Here is a 14,870-nt window from a genome sequence, read left to right as displayed (position 1 = left end):
GGGACGGCGGCGGGAAGCGGGCTGAACGCGCCCGAGGGCTTCGACCGGGCCTTCTGCGCGGCGCTGTCCCGGGCCACGGGCGAGGCTTTCCGCCCCGCCGCCGTGAAGGTCGAGGGGATGGCGGGGCACGATGCGCTGCTGGGCCTGTCGGCGGTCTGCGAGGCGCTGGCGGTGGCGCTGACGCGGCTGTGCAACGATATCCGCCATCTGGCGGCCGGCCCCCATGCCGGACCGGGCGAGCTCTCGCTGCCGGACGACGGGCTCACCTCCTCGATCATGCCGGGCAAGCGCAATGCGACGCTGGCCGAGGCGCTGGTGCAGGTGTGCCAGCATGTGGCGGGCTGCCACGAGACGGTGTCGCGCGCGGCCGCCTCGGGGGGGTGGGATCTGAATGTCTCGAAACCCGTGCTGATCCATGCGCTTCTGGGCGCGATGGAGGCGCTGGCGCAGGGGATGGAGGGCTTCCGGCTTCATTGCCTTGCGGGGATCGAGCCGCGGCGGGCGCGCCTTGCCGACAATCTCGCGCGCTCGATGATGGCCGCGACGGCGCTGACGCCGCGGCTCGGCTACGACCGGGTGGCGGGGCTGATCCGCCGCGCCGAGACGCAGGGTCTGACGCTGCGCGCGGCCTGCCTCGCCGAGGGGATCCTCGGGCCCGAGGCCTTCGACCGGCTGGTCGATCCCGAACGGATGGCCCGGGGCGGCCTTCCCGATCCTGACCCTTCCGCTGCCGGAGAGAGCGATGAAGATCCTGAACATCCTTGAGAAACCTCTGCCGATCACCTCTCCCGGCGCCAATGCGGTGGTCGATTTCGCCGGGCTGACCACGAGTGCGGTGGCGATCGTGACCGACCGGACGGTGGGGGGGCGGCCGCTGGTGGGCTACGGCTTCGGCTCGATCGGGCGCTGGTCGGTGGGGGGCATCCTGCGCGACCGGATGATCCCGCGGCTGATGCGGGCGGACCCCGAGGCGCTGCTCGACGAGGCGGGGCTGGTCGATCCGTTCCGCTGCTGGGACGTGGCGATGCGCAACGAGAAGCCCGGCGGCCACGGCGACCGCGCGGCGGCGATGGGGGCGCTCGACATGGCTTTGTGGGATCTGCGCGCCAAGGCCGAGGAGCGGCCGCTCTACCGGCTGCTCGCGGACCGGTTCCGGGGGGGCGAGGCCGACCGCGAGGTCGCGGTCTATGCGGCGGGCGGCTACTACCGGCCGGGCAAGGGGACGTCCGCGCTCGAGGACGAGCTGAAGGGCTATCTCGACCTCGGCTATCGCGAGGTGAAGATCAAGATCGGCGCCGTGCCGCTGGCAGAGGATCTGGCGCGGATCGAGGCCGCGATCCGGGTCATGGGCGGGGGCGAGCGGGTGGCGGTGGATGCCAACGGCCGCTTCGATCTGGCCCGGGCGCTCGACTATGCCCGCGCGCTGGCCCCCCTCGGGCTGCGCTGGTTCGAGGAGGCGGGCGATCCGCTCGACTACCGGCTTCAGGCGGTGCTGGCCGAGGCCTACGAGGGGCCGCTCGCCACGGGCGAGAACCTCTTCTCGCATCAGGATGCCCGCAACCTCCTGCGCTACGGAGGGATGAGGGCCGACCGCGACATCCTCCAGTTCGATTGCGGGCTGGCCTACGGGCTGCCGGATTATCTGCGCACGCTGGAGGAGCTGCGCCTGCATGGCTGGAGCCCGCGCAGCATCCATCCGCACGGCGGCCACCAGATGTCGCTGCATCTGGCCGCCGGGCTGGGGCTCGGCGGCAACGAGAGCTATCCGGGCGTGTTCCAGCCGCTCGGCGGCTTCGCCGATGTCTCGGAGGTGCGCGAGGGCCGCGTGACCCTGCCCGAGGTGCCGGGCGTGGGGCTCGAACTGAAGGCGGGCCTGCGTGCGTGGCTGGCCGAGGCCTTCGAGCTCGCCCCGGCCTGAGACCATCCTCTGAAAGCCTAGCCCGGCACCCTCCGCTCCGGCGGCAGGGTGCCGGAGGCATTCCGGCTGCGCCGTTCCTTCGCCGGGGTCTCTCGACGCGGAACGGTCGGAGAGCGCCCGGCCTGGGGCGTCAGGGAAGAGGAGGCGTTGAAGAGTAGTTAAGTAATGAGTTCATTCATTGCGTGTCGAGTTGACTCAAGAATGAAGTCATGCGCAGATGGTCCCGTTGCGCGAGCCGGGCGAGGAGGCTCGGCGCCTGAGGGAGGACAGCAATGACAAGATCCAGCACCGCCGCTGCGGCGATCCTATCCGCATGGGCCGCCTGGGGCGGCGCCGCCGGCGCCGAGGAGCTGCGCGTGGGCGTGGCGGCCGAGCCCGTGGCCATCGATCCGCATTTCTTCCGCACCGGCCCGAACATGAGCCTGCGCGAGAACATCTCGGATGCGCTGGTCTACAACAATCAGGTGACGGGCGAGGTGGAGCCGCGCCTCGCGGCCCGCTGGCAGGTCGAGGATGTCCGCTGGCGCTTCGAGCTGAACCCCGAGGCGCGCTTCGCCGACGGCGAGGCGGTCTCGGCCGCCGATGTGATCTATTCGCTCTGCCGGGTGCGCAATGTGCCCGACAGCCCCGGCACCTTCCTCTCCTTCATCGAGACCATCGCAGCGGTCGAGCCCGAGGGCGAGGATGCGCTCACCATCGTGACCAAAGGCCCGGATCCGGTGCTGCTCGAGAGCCTGAGCACCATCGGCATCGTGCAGGCGCCGATGGACGCGCCCCTCACCTATGACGAGGCCGACTGCGGCACCGACGACTGGCTGAGCACGCAGGCCTTCAACGACGGCAGCCTCGAGGCGGGGATCGGCCCCTACCGCGTGACCTCCTACCGCCGCGGGATCGAGACGGGGCTGGAACGGAACGAAAGCTATTACGGGCCCGCGCCGCATTACGAGCGGGTGATCCTGCGCGCGATCCCCGAGAACGGGGCGCGGATCGCGGCGCTTCTGTCCGGGGGCGTCGACGTGATCGACGCGGTGCCGGTCAATGCCATCGACCAGATCTATCAGAACGAAAAGCTCGCCCTGATCTCGGCGCCGGCCTCGCGGCTGATCTTCTTCGCCTTCGATCAGGAGGGCGAGCCCAGCCCGAAGATCGCCGGCACCGACGGGAAGAACCCGCTGAAGGATGTGCGGGTGCGCAAGGCGCTGAACCTCGCCGTCGACCGGGCGCAGCTCGTCTCGACCACGATGGAGGGGATCGCCGAGGAGGCGCGTGGCATCGTCATGGGCACGGTCTTCGGCGCCCATCCCGATCTCGCGCCCATCCCGCACGATCCCGAACAGGCGAAGGCGCTGCTGGCCGAGGCGGGCTACCCGGACGGCTTCAGCCTGACGATCAGCTCGCCCTCGGACCGCTATCGCAACGACACCGAGGTGGCGCAGGCGGTGACGCAGATGCTGGCGGGGATCGGGCTCGACGTGTCGCTCGAGACCTATCCGCAGAGCGTCTATTTCGACCGGGCGAGCAACTACGAATACAGCATGTATCTGGGCGGCGCGGGCGCCGACACGGGCGAGGGGCTGTCGCAGCTTCTCAACCTGATCCACACCCGCGACACCGAGCGCGGCCTCGGGGGCGCCAACCGCGGCCGCTATTCCTCGGAAAAGGTGGATGCGCTTCTGCAGGAGGCGCTGGTGACGCTGGATGCCGAGACGCGGCGGGGGCTTCTGCAGGAGGCGCAGGCCATCGTCTACGAGGATTACGGCTACATGCCGCTCTATCACGAGGTGGCGGTCTGGGCCGCGCGCGCCGACGTGCATTTCGAGCCGAACGCCGGGCAGCTGAACATCCTCTACACGGCGCGTCCCGCCGAGTGACCCGCCGGGCGCGCGGGCCGGGCCCGCGCGCCGCACCTTCCCCGACAAGACCAGAACGGAGCCCCGCCATGGAGCGCACTGCCGAATATATCGATGCCACGAGCCGGATGCTCGACTACCGCGGCAGCCGCGAGCTGTTCGCTCCGGAGGCGGTCTATCAGGCCTGGCTCGACATCGAGGCGGCGGTGGCGCTGGTGCAGGGCGAGATGGGCCTGATCCCGGCCGAGGCGGCGGCCACCATCGCGCGGACGGCGCGGGTCGCCTGCCTCGACATGGAGCGGGTCGAGCGCGACTATGTGCGCCAGCGCCATCCGCTGATGCCGCTGCTGGGTGAGCTCGTGCGCAAATGCGGCGAGGCCGGGCGCTATGTCCATTGGGGGCTCGCCACGCAGAACATCCAGCAGACCGGCACGCTCTTTCTCGCGCTCCGCGGGCACCGGATCCTGCTTGCGGTGCTGGACGAGATCCTGGGCCATCTGGGCAGGCTCGCCACCGCCCATGCCGACACGCCGATGGCGGGCCGCACCCACGGCCAGCATGCGGTGCCGATCACGCTGGGCTTCAAGTTCGCGATCTGGATCGACGAGCTTCTGCAGGCGCGCGAGCGGCTCCGCTCGGTCGAGGCGCGGGTCTTCACCGTGACGATGGGCGGGGCGGTGGGCGCCTTCAGCGCGCTCGGGGCGCGCGGGCCCGAGATGCAGGACCGGGTGGCCGAGCGGCTGGGGATGCACAGCATGTCGCTGCCCTCGCGCTCGAACCGGACGCATATGTGCGAATATGTCCAGCTGCTCGCGCTCTGCGCCTCGAGCTTCCACAAGATCGCCGAGGAGGTCGCGCAAAGCTCGTCGGTGGAATATGCCGAGCTTTTCGAGGTCCACAGCGACGGGGTGATCGGCTCGAGCACCATGCCGCAGAAGGTCAATCCGAAGATCTCGATGGGGCTGATGGCCAATTGCCAGAAGCTCTATGCCTTGTCCTCGATGATGCTGCAGACCGCGCACCGGCCGTTCGAGGGCGATGCCTGCGCCAATGTGATCTACGACAACGGCACGGCCGAGGCGATGGAACTGGCCACGGCCATCTTCATCCGCGCCGAGGCGCTGGTGGCGGGCCTGCGCGCCGACCCGGCGCGGATGGAGGAGAACCTCCACAGCAGCGACGGGCGCATCTTCTCGGAGAGCATCATGATGAAGCTCGCGCCGGCCATGGGCCGGGGAGAGGCGCACGATCTGGTCTATCGCGCGGCGATGGAGTCGCGCGAGGGCGGGCCCGGATTCTTCGAGCGGCTCAGCGAGCCGGGCGTGGCCGAGATCCTGTTCGAGGAGGGGGCGGGGCAGGGGCGGCCGCGGCTGAAGGCCGAGGGGCATTTCGGCCTGTCGCCCGAGATCGCGCGCGACTTCGGCGCCCGCGCGCTGCGGGCCGCGGAAGGCTCCGCCGCCGAGCGCCCGACCCTCTCGCAGGCCGGGGGCGCCTGATGCTGCTCTTTGCGCTGCGGCGGGCCTTGCAGGCGCTGGGGGGGCTTCTGGCGCTGACCCTCCTCGTCTTCGTGGGCGTCTGGATGATCGGCAATCCGGCCGATGCGCTGATCTCGCCCGATGCGAGCATGGCCGAGCGCGAGGCGGCGATCCGCGCGCTCGGCCTCGACCAGCCGCTCTGGCGGCAGTATCTCGACTTTCTGGGCGGGCTCCTGCAGGGCGACTTCGGCTCGTCCTTCGTCTATCGCGAGCCGGTGACGGCGATCCTCGCCTCGCGGCTGGGCGCGAGCCTCGAGCTTGCCTTCGCGGCCTTCGTCATCGCGGTGGGGGTGAGCATCCCGCTCGGCCTCTATGCGGGGCTCCGCCCCGAGGCGCGGCTGTCGCGGGCGGCGATGGGCCTGTCGCTTCTGGGCGTCAGCATCCCGCAGTTCTGGCAGGGGATGGTGCTCATCATCCTGTTCGGGATCTGGCTTGCGATCCTGCCGGTGGGCGGGCGCGGCGAGACGGCGACTTTCCTCGGCATCACCTCGAGCCTCTTCACGCTGGACGGGCTGATGCATCTGCTGCTGCCGGCGCTGAACATGGCGCTTCTGAAGATGTCGCTCCTGATGCGGGTGACGCGGGCCGCGGTGATGGAGGTCAAGTCGCTCGACTATGTCCGCTTCGCCCGCGCCAAGGGCGTGCGGCCGCACCGGATCGTCACGCGCCATATCCTCGGCAACATCCTGCTGCCGGTGCTGACCGTGCTGGGGATCGAGATCGGCAATCTGGTGGCCTATGCGGTCATCACCGAGACGGTCTTCTCGTGGCCGGGGCTGGGGCGGCTTCTGATCTCGTCGATCCAGGTGCTCGACCGGCCGGTCATCATCGCCTACCTCTGCTTCACCGCGCTTCTGTTCATCCTGCTGAACCTGATCGTGGACATCCTCTATACCGTGGTCGATCCGCGGGTGCGCGACGCCCTCCATGCGGGAGGCGCGAAATGACGGGCTTCCTGAAGGAATTCGCCGAGAGCCGGATGGCCGCGGCCTGCCTCGCGCTGAGCCTCCTCTTCGCGGCCTGCGCGCTCTTCGCGCCGTTCATCGCGCCGATGAATCCCTATGATCTGAGGGCCTTCTCGCTCGACGATGCCCGGTTGCCGCCGGGCAGCCGGCAGGTCGAGAAGGGCGGGCTGTTCCGCGCCACCCTCTCGGCGCGGGAGGGCGCGGCCGAGGAGAGCGAGGGGGCGGCCACCTTCCGCCTCGTCGAGGAGGCGCCGGGACGGCTTCTCCTGACGGTCGAGACCGAGGGGACGCTCGGGGCGCTGCGCATCCTCGGCCTGCCGCGCGATGCCTCGGTCGAGGGGGCGCGCCGCCATCCGATCCGCTCGGAATGGACGCTGGCCGATCCGACCGCGCCGGCGGCGATCGAGACGGGCGCGATGACGCCCGCGGTCCTGAACCTCACCGTCGAGGCCGAACTGCCCGCCACCGCCACCGACACACGCTTCGCGCTCGGCACCGACAGCTACGGGCGCGACATGCTGTCGGCGATCATCTACGGCATCCGCATCAGCTTCATCGTGGGCGCCATCGGCGCGGTGGGATCGATGGCGGTGGGCTCGGCGCTGGGGCTCGCGGCCGCCTGGTTCGGGGGGCGGGTGGATGCGGCTATCATGCGGCTGGCGGGCTTCCAGCTTTCGATCCCCTCGCTGATGGTGGGGCTTCTGACGCTGACCATCCTCGGCAAGGGCGTCGACAAGATCCTGATCGCGATCATCCTGATCCAGTGGACGGTCTTTGCCCGCACCACCCGCTCGGTCGCGCTGGCCGAGCTGCGCAGCGACTATGTGGATGCGGCGCGCGGGCTGCGGCTCTCGGCCGTGCGGATCAACCTGCGGCACATCCTGCCGAACTGCCTGCCGCCGCTCCTGGTGATCCTCACCATCAACATCGCCTCGGCCATCACGCTCGAAGCCTCGCTGAGCTTTCTGGGCGTGGGGCTGCCGCTCACGCAGCCTTCCTTGGGCATGCTGATCGCCAACGGCTACGAATACATGTTCTCGAACCTCTACTGGATCGCGATCTTTCCCGGCATCGCGCTGATGCTGATGGTCGTGTCGATCAATGTCGTGGGCGACCGGCTGCGCGACATGTTCAACCCGCAGCTCAAGCGCTAGGAGGCCCGCGCGATGACGGACAGGACCGGCCCGCTTCTGCAGGTGGAGCGCCTGAATACCTCGTTCGAGACCCGCGCGGGCACCGTCCGCTCGGTCCGCGACGTCTCGTTCGAGGTCGGGCGCGGCGAGGTGGTGGGGATCGTGGGCGAGTCGGGCTCGGGCAAGAGCGTGACGGGCCTCTCGATCCTCGGGCTGATCGAGAGGCCGGGGCGCATCGTCTCGGGCGCGATCCGCTTCGACGGCGAGGATCTGGTGGGGATGAGCGAGGCGCGGATGCGCCGGATGCGGGGCGCGCGCATTGCCATGGTGTTCCAGAACCCGATGATGACGCTGAACCCGGTGCAGAAGATCGGCGCGCAGATCGCCGAGGCGCTGACCGAGCACGCGCGGCTGCCTGCCCGCGAGGTGCGCGCCCGCTGCATCCGGGCGCTCGAGGCGGTGGGGATCCCGTCGCCCGAGGCGCGGATGGAGGCCTATCCGCACGAATTCTCGGGCGGCATGCGCCAGCGGATCGTGATCGCGGCGGCGCTGGTGACGGAACCCGATCTCATCATCGCCGACGAGCCCACCACGGCGCTCGACGTGACCATTCAGGCGCAGATCATCCACCAGATGCGGCGGCTGATCGACGAGACCGGGGCGGGGCTGATCTGGATCTCGCACGATCTGGCGACGCTCTCCGAGCTCGCCGACCGGATCGTGGTCATGTATGCGGGCACCGTCGTCGAGACCGGCACCACGGCCGAGATCATCGGCGCGCCGCGCCATCCCTACACGCGCCAGCTGCTGGCCTCGGTGCCCTCGGCGAACGCGCCGGGCCGCCCCTTGCGCCAGATCCCGGGAATGATGCCCTCGCTTCTCGACATCGGCGACGGTTGCCCCTTCGCCAGCCGCTGCGAGCGGCGCACCGAGGGCTGCGCGCGGCCGGTGCCGCCCGCCGTCCTGTCCGAGACCCGCACCGTCCGGTGCCTCAACCTGCCGGAGGACCGCCCATGACAAGCGTCCCGATGATCGCGGCGCACGAGCTGAGCAAGGTCTTTCCGCTGGAGCGCGGGCTCTGGTCGGCCCTGTCGCGGAAGCTGAGCGGGCGGCCGCCGCGGCGGGTGCAGGCGGTGGACCGGGTGAGTTTCGAGGTGGCGCCCGGCGAGACGGTGGGCATCGTGGGCGAGAGCGGCTGCGGCAAGTCCACGCTGGCCAAGATGCTGGCGGGCCTTTCGGGGACGAACGGGGGCGAGCTTCTCCTGCGCGGGCGACCGCTGGCGGAGGTAATGTCCGACCCGCGGCAGGCGCTGAAGGTGCAGATGATCTTTCAGGATCCGCAATCCTCGCTCAATGCGCGGATGAAGGTGGTGGATATCGTGGGCGAGGCGCCGGTCGTGCACGGGCTGATCCCGCGGGCCGAGAAGGAAGCGCGGGTGCGCGCGATGCTGGAGCGGGTGGGCCTCGGGCCCGAGGCGCTGCATCGCTATCCGCACCAGTTCTCGGGCGGGCAGCGCCAGCGGATCGGCATCGCCCGCGCGCTGGCGGTGGAGCCCGAGCTGCTGATCTGCGACGAGTCGGTGGCGGCGCTCGATGTCTCGGTGCAGGCGCAGATCATCAACCTGCTGATGGAGCTGCGCCGCGATCTCGGGCTGACCATGCTGTTCATCAGCCACGACCTGAGCGTGATCCGCCACATCTGCGACCGGGTGATCGTCATGTATCTCGGCCGCGCCGTCGAGATCGCGCCCACGGATGCGCTGTTCGCCGATCCGCGCCATCCCTACACGCGGATGCTGCTGGCGGGGATGCCGCGGATCTCGACCGAACGGCGCGCTTTCCTCGAGGTGGCCGGAGAGATACCGTCTCCCCTTGCCCCGCCGGCCGGATGCCACTTTCATCCCCGGTGCCAGTTCAGAACGGAAGAGTGCCTTGCCCAGCGACCCCCTCTCGATCCCGTCGACGCCCGCCGCAGCGCCGCCTGCCTCCGCTGGCGCGAGATCGGCTGAGGCGGCTCCGGCCCGGGCGGATCGGGCCCGGGGAGGGCTCGCCTATGCCGAGATGAACCCGCGGCAGCTGTGGCATTTCGAGACGCTGGCGCAGATGGGCTCGGGGACGGCGGCCGCGCGCTATCTCGGCATCTCGCCCTCGGCGCTGGCCCAGAGCATCGCGCGGCTGGAGGGCGAGCTCGGGCTCGACCTGTTCGACCGCAGCACGCGGCCCGCGCGGCTGACCGAGGCGGGGCAGCTGCTGCTGGACTATGTGGCGCGCTTTGCGGCCGAGACCGAGGCGCTGCAGGAGCGGTTCGCGCAGGAGCGCGGCGAGCAGAGCGGCATCCTGCGGATCGGCTGCGGGCCGCGCTGGATGGTGGACATCATCCCGCGCGCGGTCGAGGCCTTCCTGCGGCTCTATCCCGCCATGCGGGTCGCCATCGTGGCCGACCAGATGACGCGGCTCGCCCAGCGGCTCGAGGACCGGCAGATCGCGCTGATGTTCGGCACGATCGACATGGTGCGCCACTACACGCACCACGAGGTGATCGAGATGAAGGCGGACCGCTTCACCATCGTGGCGCGCTCGTCCCATCCGCTGCACGGGCGGGGCGCCCTGTCGCTGGCCGAGCTCGCGCGGGAGCGGTGGATCTTCAGCGATCCCGCCTCCTCCTCGTCGGTGGCGCTGCGCGAACTGCTGCGGCGCACGGGGCTTGCGCCCATCGTGCCGACGGTCGAGCTGTCGGACACGCTGGCGGTGGCGGCGATGCTGCGGCGGACGGATCTTCTGGCCATCGTCAGCGCCTCGACGGTGCGCACGCTCGACGAGATCGAGGCGCTGCCCATCGACTTCCAGCTGCCCGAGAGCCGCTCGGGGGTGATCCGGCTGCGCGACCGCAGCCTGAGCGCGGCCGAAAGCGCCTTCATCGACGAGGTGCAGCGCACGTTCCTGTGACGGATCTGCCGCTGCGGCAGGTGGCGCGGGCCGCCTGTGACTTCCGCCGCAGTCGGGCTAGCTTCCCGGCGAGAGGCGCGCCGCGGAGCGCGCGGGGATGGGCCGACACCGGCAGGGAGGATCAGGTGCGGGACAAGGCCACACCGCCGGACGCAGGCGCCCGGGCCGCGGAGCGATCCGCGGCCGCAGCGGGCAGGGGGGCCTGAGGCCATGGCACAGGACAGGGGCCCCGCTCCGGCGGGCTGCGAGCTGCACCGGCAGTTCTTCGAGGCGTCGGAAGAGGGCTTCTGCCTCGTCGAGATGATCCCGGGCGCGGGCGGAGCGCCCGCCGATGCGCGGATCCTTGCGGTGAACGCGGCCTTCGCGCGCGAGACCGGCCTTCCGGCGGCGGAGGGCGGCAGCCTGCGCGCCTTGGCGCCCGCTGCGGCGGAGGGCTGGATCGCCGCGCTCTGCCGGATCGCCGACAGCAGGCAGCCCGCGAGGGTCGAGGTCGAGGGACCGGGCGGGGGGCCCTGCGAGCTGCGGGGCTTTCCCGTCGGGTCCGCCGCGGAGCGGACGGTGGGCTTCCGGCTCGAGGACATCCGGGCGCGCAGGGAGGCCCAGGAGGCCCGCCGCGCCGCCGAGCGGCAGCTGCAGCGCGTCCTGTCGGGCATGGGCGAGGCCTTCGGCATTCTCGACCACGAGCTGCGCATCCTGATGCAGAACGACACGGCCCTGAGGCTCGACGGGCGCCCGCTGGAGGAGATCCGCGGCCGGACGCACTGGGACGTCTATCCCGGCACGGAAGACAGCGAGCTCGGCCGTCTCTACCGGCAGGCGCTGGCTGAGGGGGTGCCGGTCTCGATGGAGCACCGCCACGAATGGCCGGACGGCAGCGCCACCTGGTTCCGGATGCGGGCCTGCCCGGTGCCCGAGGGGCTGGCCGTCTTCTGGCACGACATCACCGCGCGCAAGGAGGCCGAGCTGGCCCTGCGCGACAGCGAGGCCCGTTACCGCGGCCTCTTCGAGGCGATGGAGGAGGGCTTCCTGCTCGCGCGGGTGCTGCGCGACGCCGAGGGGCGCGCCATGGATGCGGTCCTCCTCGAGGGCAACCCGCTGGCCTCGCGGATGATCGGCATCGCTCCGATCGACGGTCAGCGGCTGAGCGAGGTCCTGCCGGTGCCCGATCCGGTCTGGCTCGAGACCTGCGACCGCGTCTCGCGCACCGGCGTGGCCGAGCGGCACGAGCACAGGGCGGCAGCCTCCGGGCGCTGGTATGACTACTCCGTCTCGACGGTGGGCGATCCGGGCGGCGGGCCGGACGCCACGCCCTGTCTCGCCATCCTCCTCACCGACATCACCGAGCGCAAGCGGACCGAGGAGGCGCTCCGCGCCAGCGAGGCGCGCTTCCGGGCGCTCGCCACCACCGGCGGCGCCGCGATCTACCGCATGAGCCCCGACTGGCGCATCATGTATCAGCTCGATCCGACGAGCCAGCTCGACGGGACCGAGGGTCCGTTCGAGGACTGGCAGGAGAAATACATCCTCGAGGAGGACCGGCCCATGGTCCTTCAGGCGATCGACCAGGCGATGCGGGAGCGGACCATGTTCGCGCTCGAGCATCGCGTGCGGCGGGCGGACGGCGGGATCGGCTGGGTGCTGTCGCGCGCGGCCCCCGTGATCGGTCCCGACGGCGCGGTTCAGGAATGGTTCGGCAGCGCCATCGACGTGACCGAGCGGCGCGAGGCGGTCGAGCGGATGATCCAGAGCGAGGAGCGGCTGCAGCTTGCGCTCGATGTGGGCCGCCTCGGCACCTGGGACTGGGACATCGGGCGCGGGACGGTCGTCTGGTCGGCGGAGCATTACCGGATGCAGGGCTATGCGCCGGGCGAGGTGGCGCCGAGCTACGCGGCCTGGCTCGCGCGGGTCCATCCCGAGGACCGGGCCGCCACCGAGGCGGAGCTTCGGGCCGCGCGCGAGGAGGGGCGCGACTATGCCGCCACCTTCCGCTCGCTGCATCCCGATGGCCGCATCGTCTGGCTGCAGGCTTTGGGGCGGTTCTTTCCCGACGAGGCCGACCGCCCCTCGCGGATGATCGGCATCATGGAGGACATCACCGACGCCCGCCGCGCCGACGAGGCGCTGCGCGAGAGCGAGGCGCGGTTCCGCCAGTTCGGCGAGGCCTCGTCGGACCTGCTCTGGGTCCGCGACGCCCGCACGCTCGAGCTGGAATATCTGAGCCCCGCCTTCGAGGAGATCCATGGTCTCGACCGCGCCACGGTCATGGCCGATGGCGGGCTTCACGCCTGGCTGGCGCTGATCGTGCCGGAGGATCGCGACCTCGCGCGGGACTGCATCGAGCGGGTGCGGCGCGGCGAGCATGTCACCTCGGAGGTGCGCATCCGCCGCCCGGCCGATGGCGCATTGCGCTGGCTGCGCAACAGCGACTTTCCCCTGCGCGATCCGCAGGGCTTCCTGCAGCGGATCGGCGGGATCGGCCACGACATCACCGAGGAGAAGCGCGTGGCCGAGCGGCTGGAGGTGCTGGTGGCCGAGTTGCAGCACCGCACGCGCAACCTGTTGACCGTGGTCCGCGCCATGGCGGCCCGCACCCTGTCGAACGCGGACTCGCTCGCCGACTTCCGCCTCCGGTTCGACGACCGTCTTCTGGCGCTGGCCCGGGTGAACGGGCTGCTCTCGCGGCTGGAGGAGGGGGACCGGATCACCTTCGACGAGCTGATCCGGGCCGAGCTCGACGGCCATGGCCTGCCCGCCGATGGGAGCGCGGGGCGCCAGGTGGTGCTGGAGGGGCCGGAGGGGATCCCGCTGCGGTCCTCGAGCGTGCAGACCTTCGCGCTGGCGCTGCACGAGCTGACCACCAATGCGCTGAAACACGGCGCGCTCGCGCGTCCCGAGGGCCGGCTGCATGTCGCCTGGCGGCTGGTCGAGGTCTCGGGCGTGCCGCATCTGCGCGTGGACTGGCGCGAAACCGGCGGGCCTGCGGTGCCGGAGGCGGGGCCCGCCGCCGCGGGCGGCGGCTATGGCCGCGAGCTGATCGAGCGGGCGCTGCCCTATCAGCTGGGCGCGGTGACGAGCTACGATCTCGGCCCCGAGGGGTTGAGCTGCAGCGTGATCCTGCCGGTCTCGGCCCATCTGGCGCCGAGCCCTCCGGGCGCGGGCTGACGGTCCGCCCGGAGCGGCGGTGCTGTTGCCCGATGCGCCCTGTCGCTTCATCGGAGGCTTGTTCCGATGCGGTGGCTGCCTCCGGTCGGAGGCTTGGCCCGATGCGCCTGCCGTCGCCGATGCCCGGCCCGTCCGGCCGCTGTCGGCTGGCGGGAACGGTTCGGCGCGCCTCCGGTTCAGGGGGGGCCGCAGGAGCCGGGCGGCGTGGCCGCCGCTCCTGCCGGGCGATCCCGCCTGCCCGCGAGGGCGGGCTTTCCGAAGGAGGAAACCAGCCATGATCCGCACTCTGACCACCGCCACCGCCGCCGCCTTCCTCGCCACCGCCGCCTTCGCGCAGGAGGCCGCCGTCACCGATCCGGCCGCCTTCGCCGAAAAGGCCGCCGTGTCGAACATGTTCGAGATCCAGTCGAGCCAGCTCGCGCTGGAGAAGGGCGTCGAGGGCGAGGTCGCCGATTTCGCGCAGCGCATGGTGGACGATCACACCGCCGCCGGCGACCGGATGAAGGCCGCCGCCCAGTCCGCCGGGGTGGAGGTGCCCACGGCGATGGACGAGGAGCATCAGTCGAAGCTCGACAGCCTGCAATCGGCGGAAGGGGCGGATTTCACGACCGCCTATGTCGATGCGCAGGTGCAGGGCCACGAGAAGGCGGTCGAGCTTTTCGACAGTTTCGCCAAGGCGGGCGAGGAGGGGCCGCTGAAGAGCTTCGCGACCGAGACGCTGCCGGTGCTGAAGGAGCACGAGCAGGAGATCAAGTCGATCGCCAGCCAGTGACGAGGGCCGGCGCGCCGCCCTGCGGCGTGCCGTCCGCCGGGGCCCGCAGATTTCTGCGGGAGCCGGGGGCCGATCCGCGGCCCGGGCCTGCGGCAAATCCGCGCAGGGGCTCGGGCGCCGGATGGGCTCGGACGAAGGACGGTCGGGCGGGGCAGGGGGCCGCCGGTCTGGCGCGCAGAGGATCGGGCCCCTGCCCGCGAAGGCGACATCCATGCTGGCCTCGCCGAAGGGGGCCGTCGGCCGGGCGCGTGGATCAGGCGCGCTCGGGCGGGAAGGCCTCCGGCGCGGGGATGCGCCGCCTGCGGATGGTCGACCTCCGGCATTGCGTGGCCGATGCCCGAAGCGCGCCCCGAGAGGCGCCTCGATCTTCTTGAGCCGCGGTAAACCCCCTTCTCAGCCCCCTTCTCGAACAGGATAAATCGAGCGCCGCCTCGTGCTCCGGCCCTTGTTCGGATGCACATGCTGCCGCTCGCGCACGCCCGGCACCCGCCGCGGCGCGCAGGCACGGGCGACCGGGGCCATGTCCGGGAAGATGTGGAGCGCGTCGGCGGCCCCCCTGCGCCGGGGTGAGGGATGCGTGGGCCCG

At 71.1% G+C, this 14,870-nt stretch carries 11 protein-coding genes; all 11 read left to right on the top strand.

Annotated features, from left to right (window positions below; genetic code table 11):
• A partial coding sequence (locus tag A9O63_RS18000; RefSeq protein ID WP_268874950.1) for a lyase family protein occupies positions 1-765 on the top strand: 765 nt, incomplete at its 5' end.
• Positions 743-1,918 carry a mandelate racemase/muconate lactonizing enzyme family protein gene (locus tag A9O63_RS17995; RefSeq protein ID WP_069333149.1) on the top strand — a complete coding sequence of 392 codons (1,176 nt, stop codon included), beginning with the start codon at positions 743-745 and terminating at the stop codon, positions 1,916-1,918. The genes A9O63_RS18000 and A9O63_RS17995, both read left to right, overlap by 23 nt.
• 272 nt (positions 1,919-2,190) lie before the next feature.
• Positions 2,191-3,792: an ABC transporter substrate-binding protein gene (locus A9O63_RS17990; RefSeq protein WP_069333148.1), complete on the top strand. Its 1,602-nt coding sequence runs from the start codon at positions 2,191-2,193 to the stop codon at positions 3,790-3,792.
• Between the two features lie 68 nt (positions 3,793-3,860).
• Entirely contained in the window at positions 3,861-5,267 is a 1,407-nt protein-coding gene (locus A9O63_RS17985) for a lyase family protein (RefSeq protein ID WP_012643371.1), read from the top strand.
• Complete coding sequence (locus A9O63_RS17980) at positions 5,267-6,253, top strand: ABC transporter permease (RefSeq protein WP_069333147.1); 987 nt, start codon at positions 5,267-5,269, stop codon at positions 6,251-6,253. The genes A9O63_RS17985 and A9O63_RS17980 overlap by 1 nt, the downstream gene beginning before the upstream one ends.
• Positions 6,250-7,425: an ABC transporter permease gene (locus tag A9O63_RS17975; RefSeq protein ID WP_069333146.1), complete on the top strand. Its 1,176-nt coding sequence runs from the start codon at positions 6,250-6,252 to the stop codon at positions 7,423-7,425. Before A9O63_RS17980 ends, A9O63_RS17975 begins: the two co-directional genes overlap by 4 nt.
• A gap of 12 nt (positions 7,426-7,437) precedes the next feature.
• Positions 7,438-8,421, top strand: a complete 984-nt coding sequence (locus tag A9O63_RS17970; protein ID WP_069333145.1) for an ABC transporter ATP-binding protein — start codon at positions 7,438-7,440, stop codon at positions 8,419-8,421.
• On the top strand, positions 8,418-9,413 hold the full coding sequence (locus A9O63_RS17965; RefSeq protein ID WP_069333144.1) for an ABC transporter ATP-binding protein: 996 nt from the start codon (positions 8,418-8,420) through the stop codon (positions 9,411-9,413). The genes A9O63_RS17970 and A9O63_RS17965 overlap by 4 nt, the downstream gene beginning before the upstream one ends.
• Positions 9,414-9,465: 52 nt before the next feature.
• Positions 9,466-10,350, top strand: coding sequence for a LysR family transcriptional regulator (locus tag A9O63_RS17960; protein ID WP_069333143.1), 885 nt, complete (start codon positions 9,466-9,468; stop codon positions 10,348-10,350).
• Positions 10,351-10,560: 210 nt separating this feature from the next.
• Positions 10,561-13,512, top strand: coding sequence for a PAS domain S-box protein (locus tag A9O63_RS17955; protein WP_069333142.1), 2,952 nt, complete (start codon positions 10,561-10,563; stop codon positions 13,510-13,512).
• 274 nt (positions 13,513-13,786) lie between these two features.
• Positions 13,787-14,284: a DUF4142 domain-containing protein gene (locus A9O63_RS17950; protein WP_069333141.1), complete on the top strand. Its 498-nt coding sequence runs from the start codon at positions 13,787-13,789 to the stop codon at positions 14,282-14,284.
• Positions 14,285-14,870 lie beyond the last annotated feature (586 nt).

This window comes from Cereibacter johrii, from assembly GCF_001720585.1.
Taxonomy (GTDB): domain Bacteria; phylum Pseudomonadota; class Alphaproteobacteria; order Rhodobacterales; family Rhodobacteraceae; genus Cereibacter_A; species Cereibacter_A johrii.
Note: the sequence above shows the minus strand (reverse complement) of the source record. Positions and strands in the feature narration are given on the sequence as shown.

What these genes read in the sequence shown, in the direction of transcription:
- A9O63_RS17955 (WP_069333142.1), top strand. Translation starts at nt 10,561, where the DNA reads ATGGCACAGGACAGGGGCCCCGCTCCGGCGGGCTGCGAGCTGCACCGG.
- A9O63_RS17975 (WP_069333146.1), top strand. Translation starts at nt 6,250, where the DNA reads ATGACGGGCTTCCTGAAGGAATTCGCCGAGAGCCGGATGGCCGCGGCC.
- A9O63_RS17970 (WP_069333145.1), top strand. Translation starts at nt 7,438, where the DNA reads ATGACGGACAGGACCGGCCCGCTTCTGCAGGTGGAGCGCCTGAATACC.
- A9O63_RS17950 (WP_069333141.1), top strand. Translation starts at nt 13,787, where the DNA reads ATGATCCGCACTCTGACCACCGCCACCGCCGCCGCCTTCCTCGCCACC.
- A9O63_RS17990 (WP_069333148.1), top strand. Translation starts at nt 2,191, where the DNA reads ATGACAAGATCCAGCACCGCCGCTGCGGCGATCCTATCCGCATGGGCC.
- A9O63_RS17960 (WP_069333143.1), top strand. Translation starts at nt 9,466, where the DNA reads ATGAACCCGCGGCAGCTGTGGCATTTCGAGACGCTGGCGCAGATGGGC.
- A9O63_RS17965 (WP_069333144.1), top strand. Translation starts at nt 8,418, where the DNA reads ATGACAAGCGTCCCGATGATCGCGGCGCACGAGCTGAGCAAGGTCTTT.
- A9O63_RS17985 (WP_012643371.1), top strand. Translation starts at nt 3,861, where the DNA reads ATGGAGCGCACTGCCGAATATATCGATGCCACGAGCCGGATGCTCGAC.
- A9O63_RS17980 (WP_069333147.1), top strand. Translation starts at nt 5,267, where the DNA reads ATGCTGCTCTTTGCGCTGCGGCGGGCCTTGCAGGCGCTGGGGGGGCTT.
- A9O63_RS17995 (WP_069333149.1), top strand. Translation starts at nt 743, where the DNA reads ATGAAGATCCTGAACATCCTTGAGAAACCTCTGCCGATCACCTCTCCC.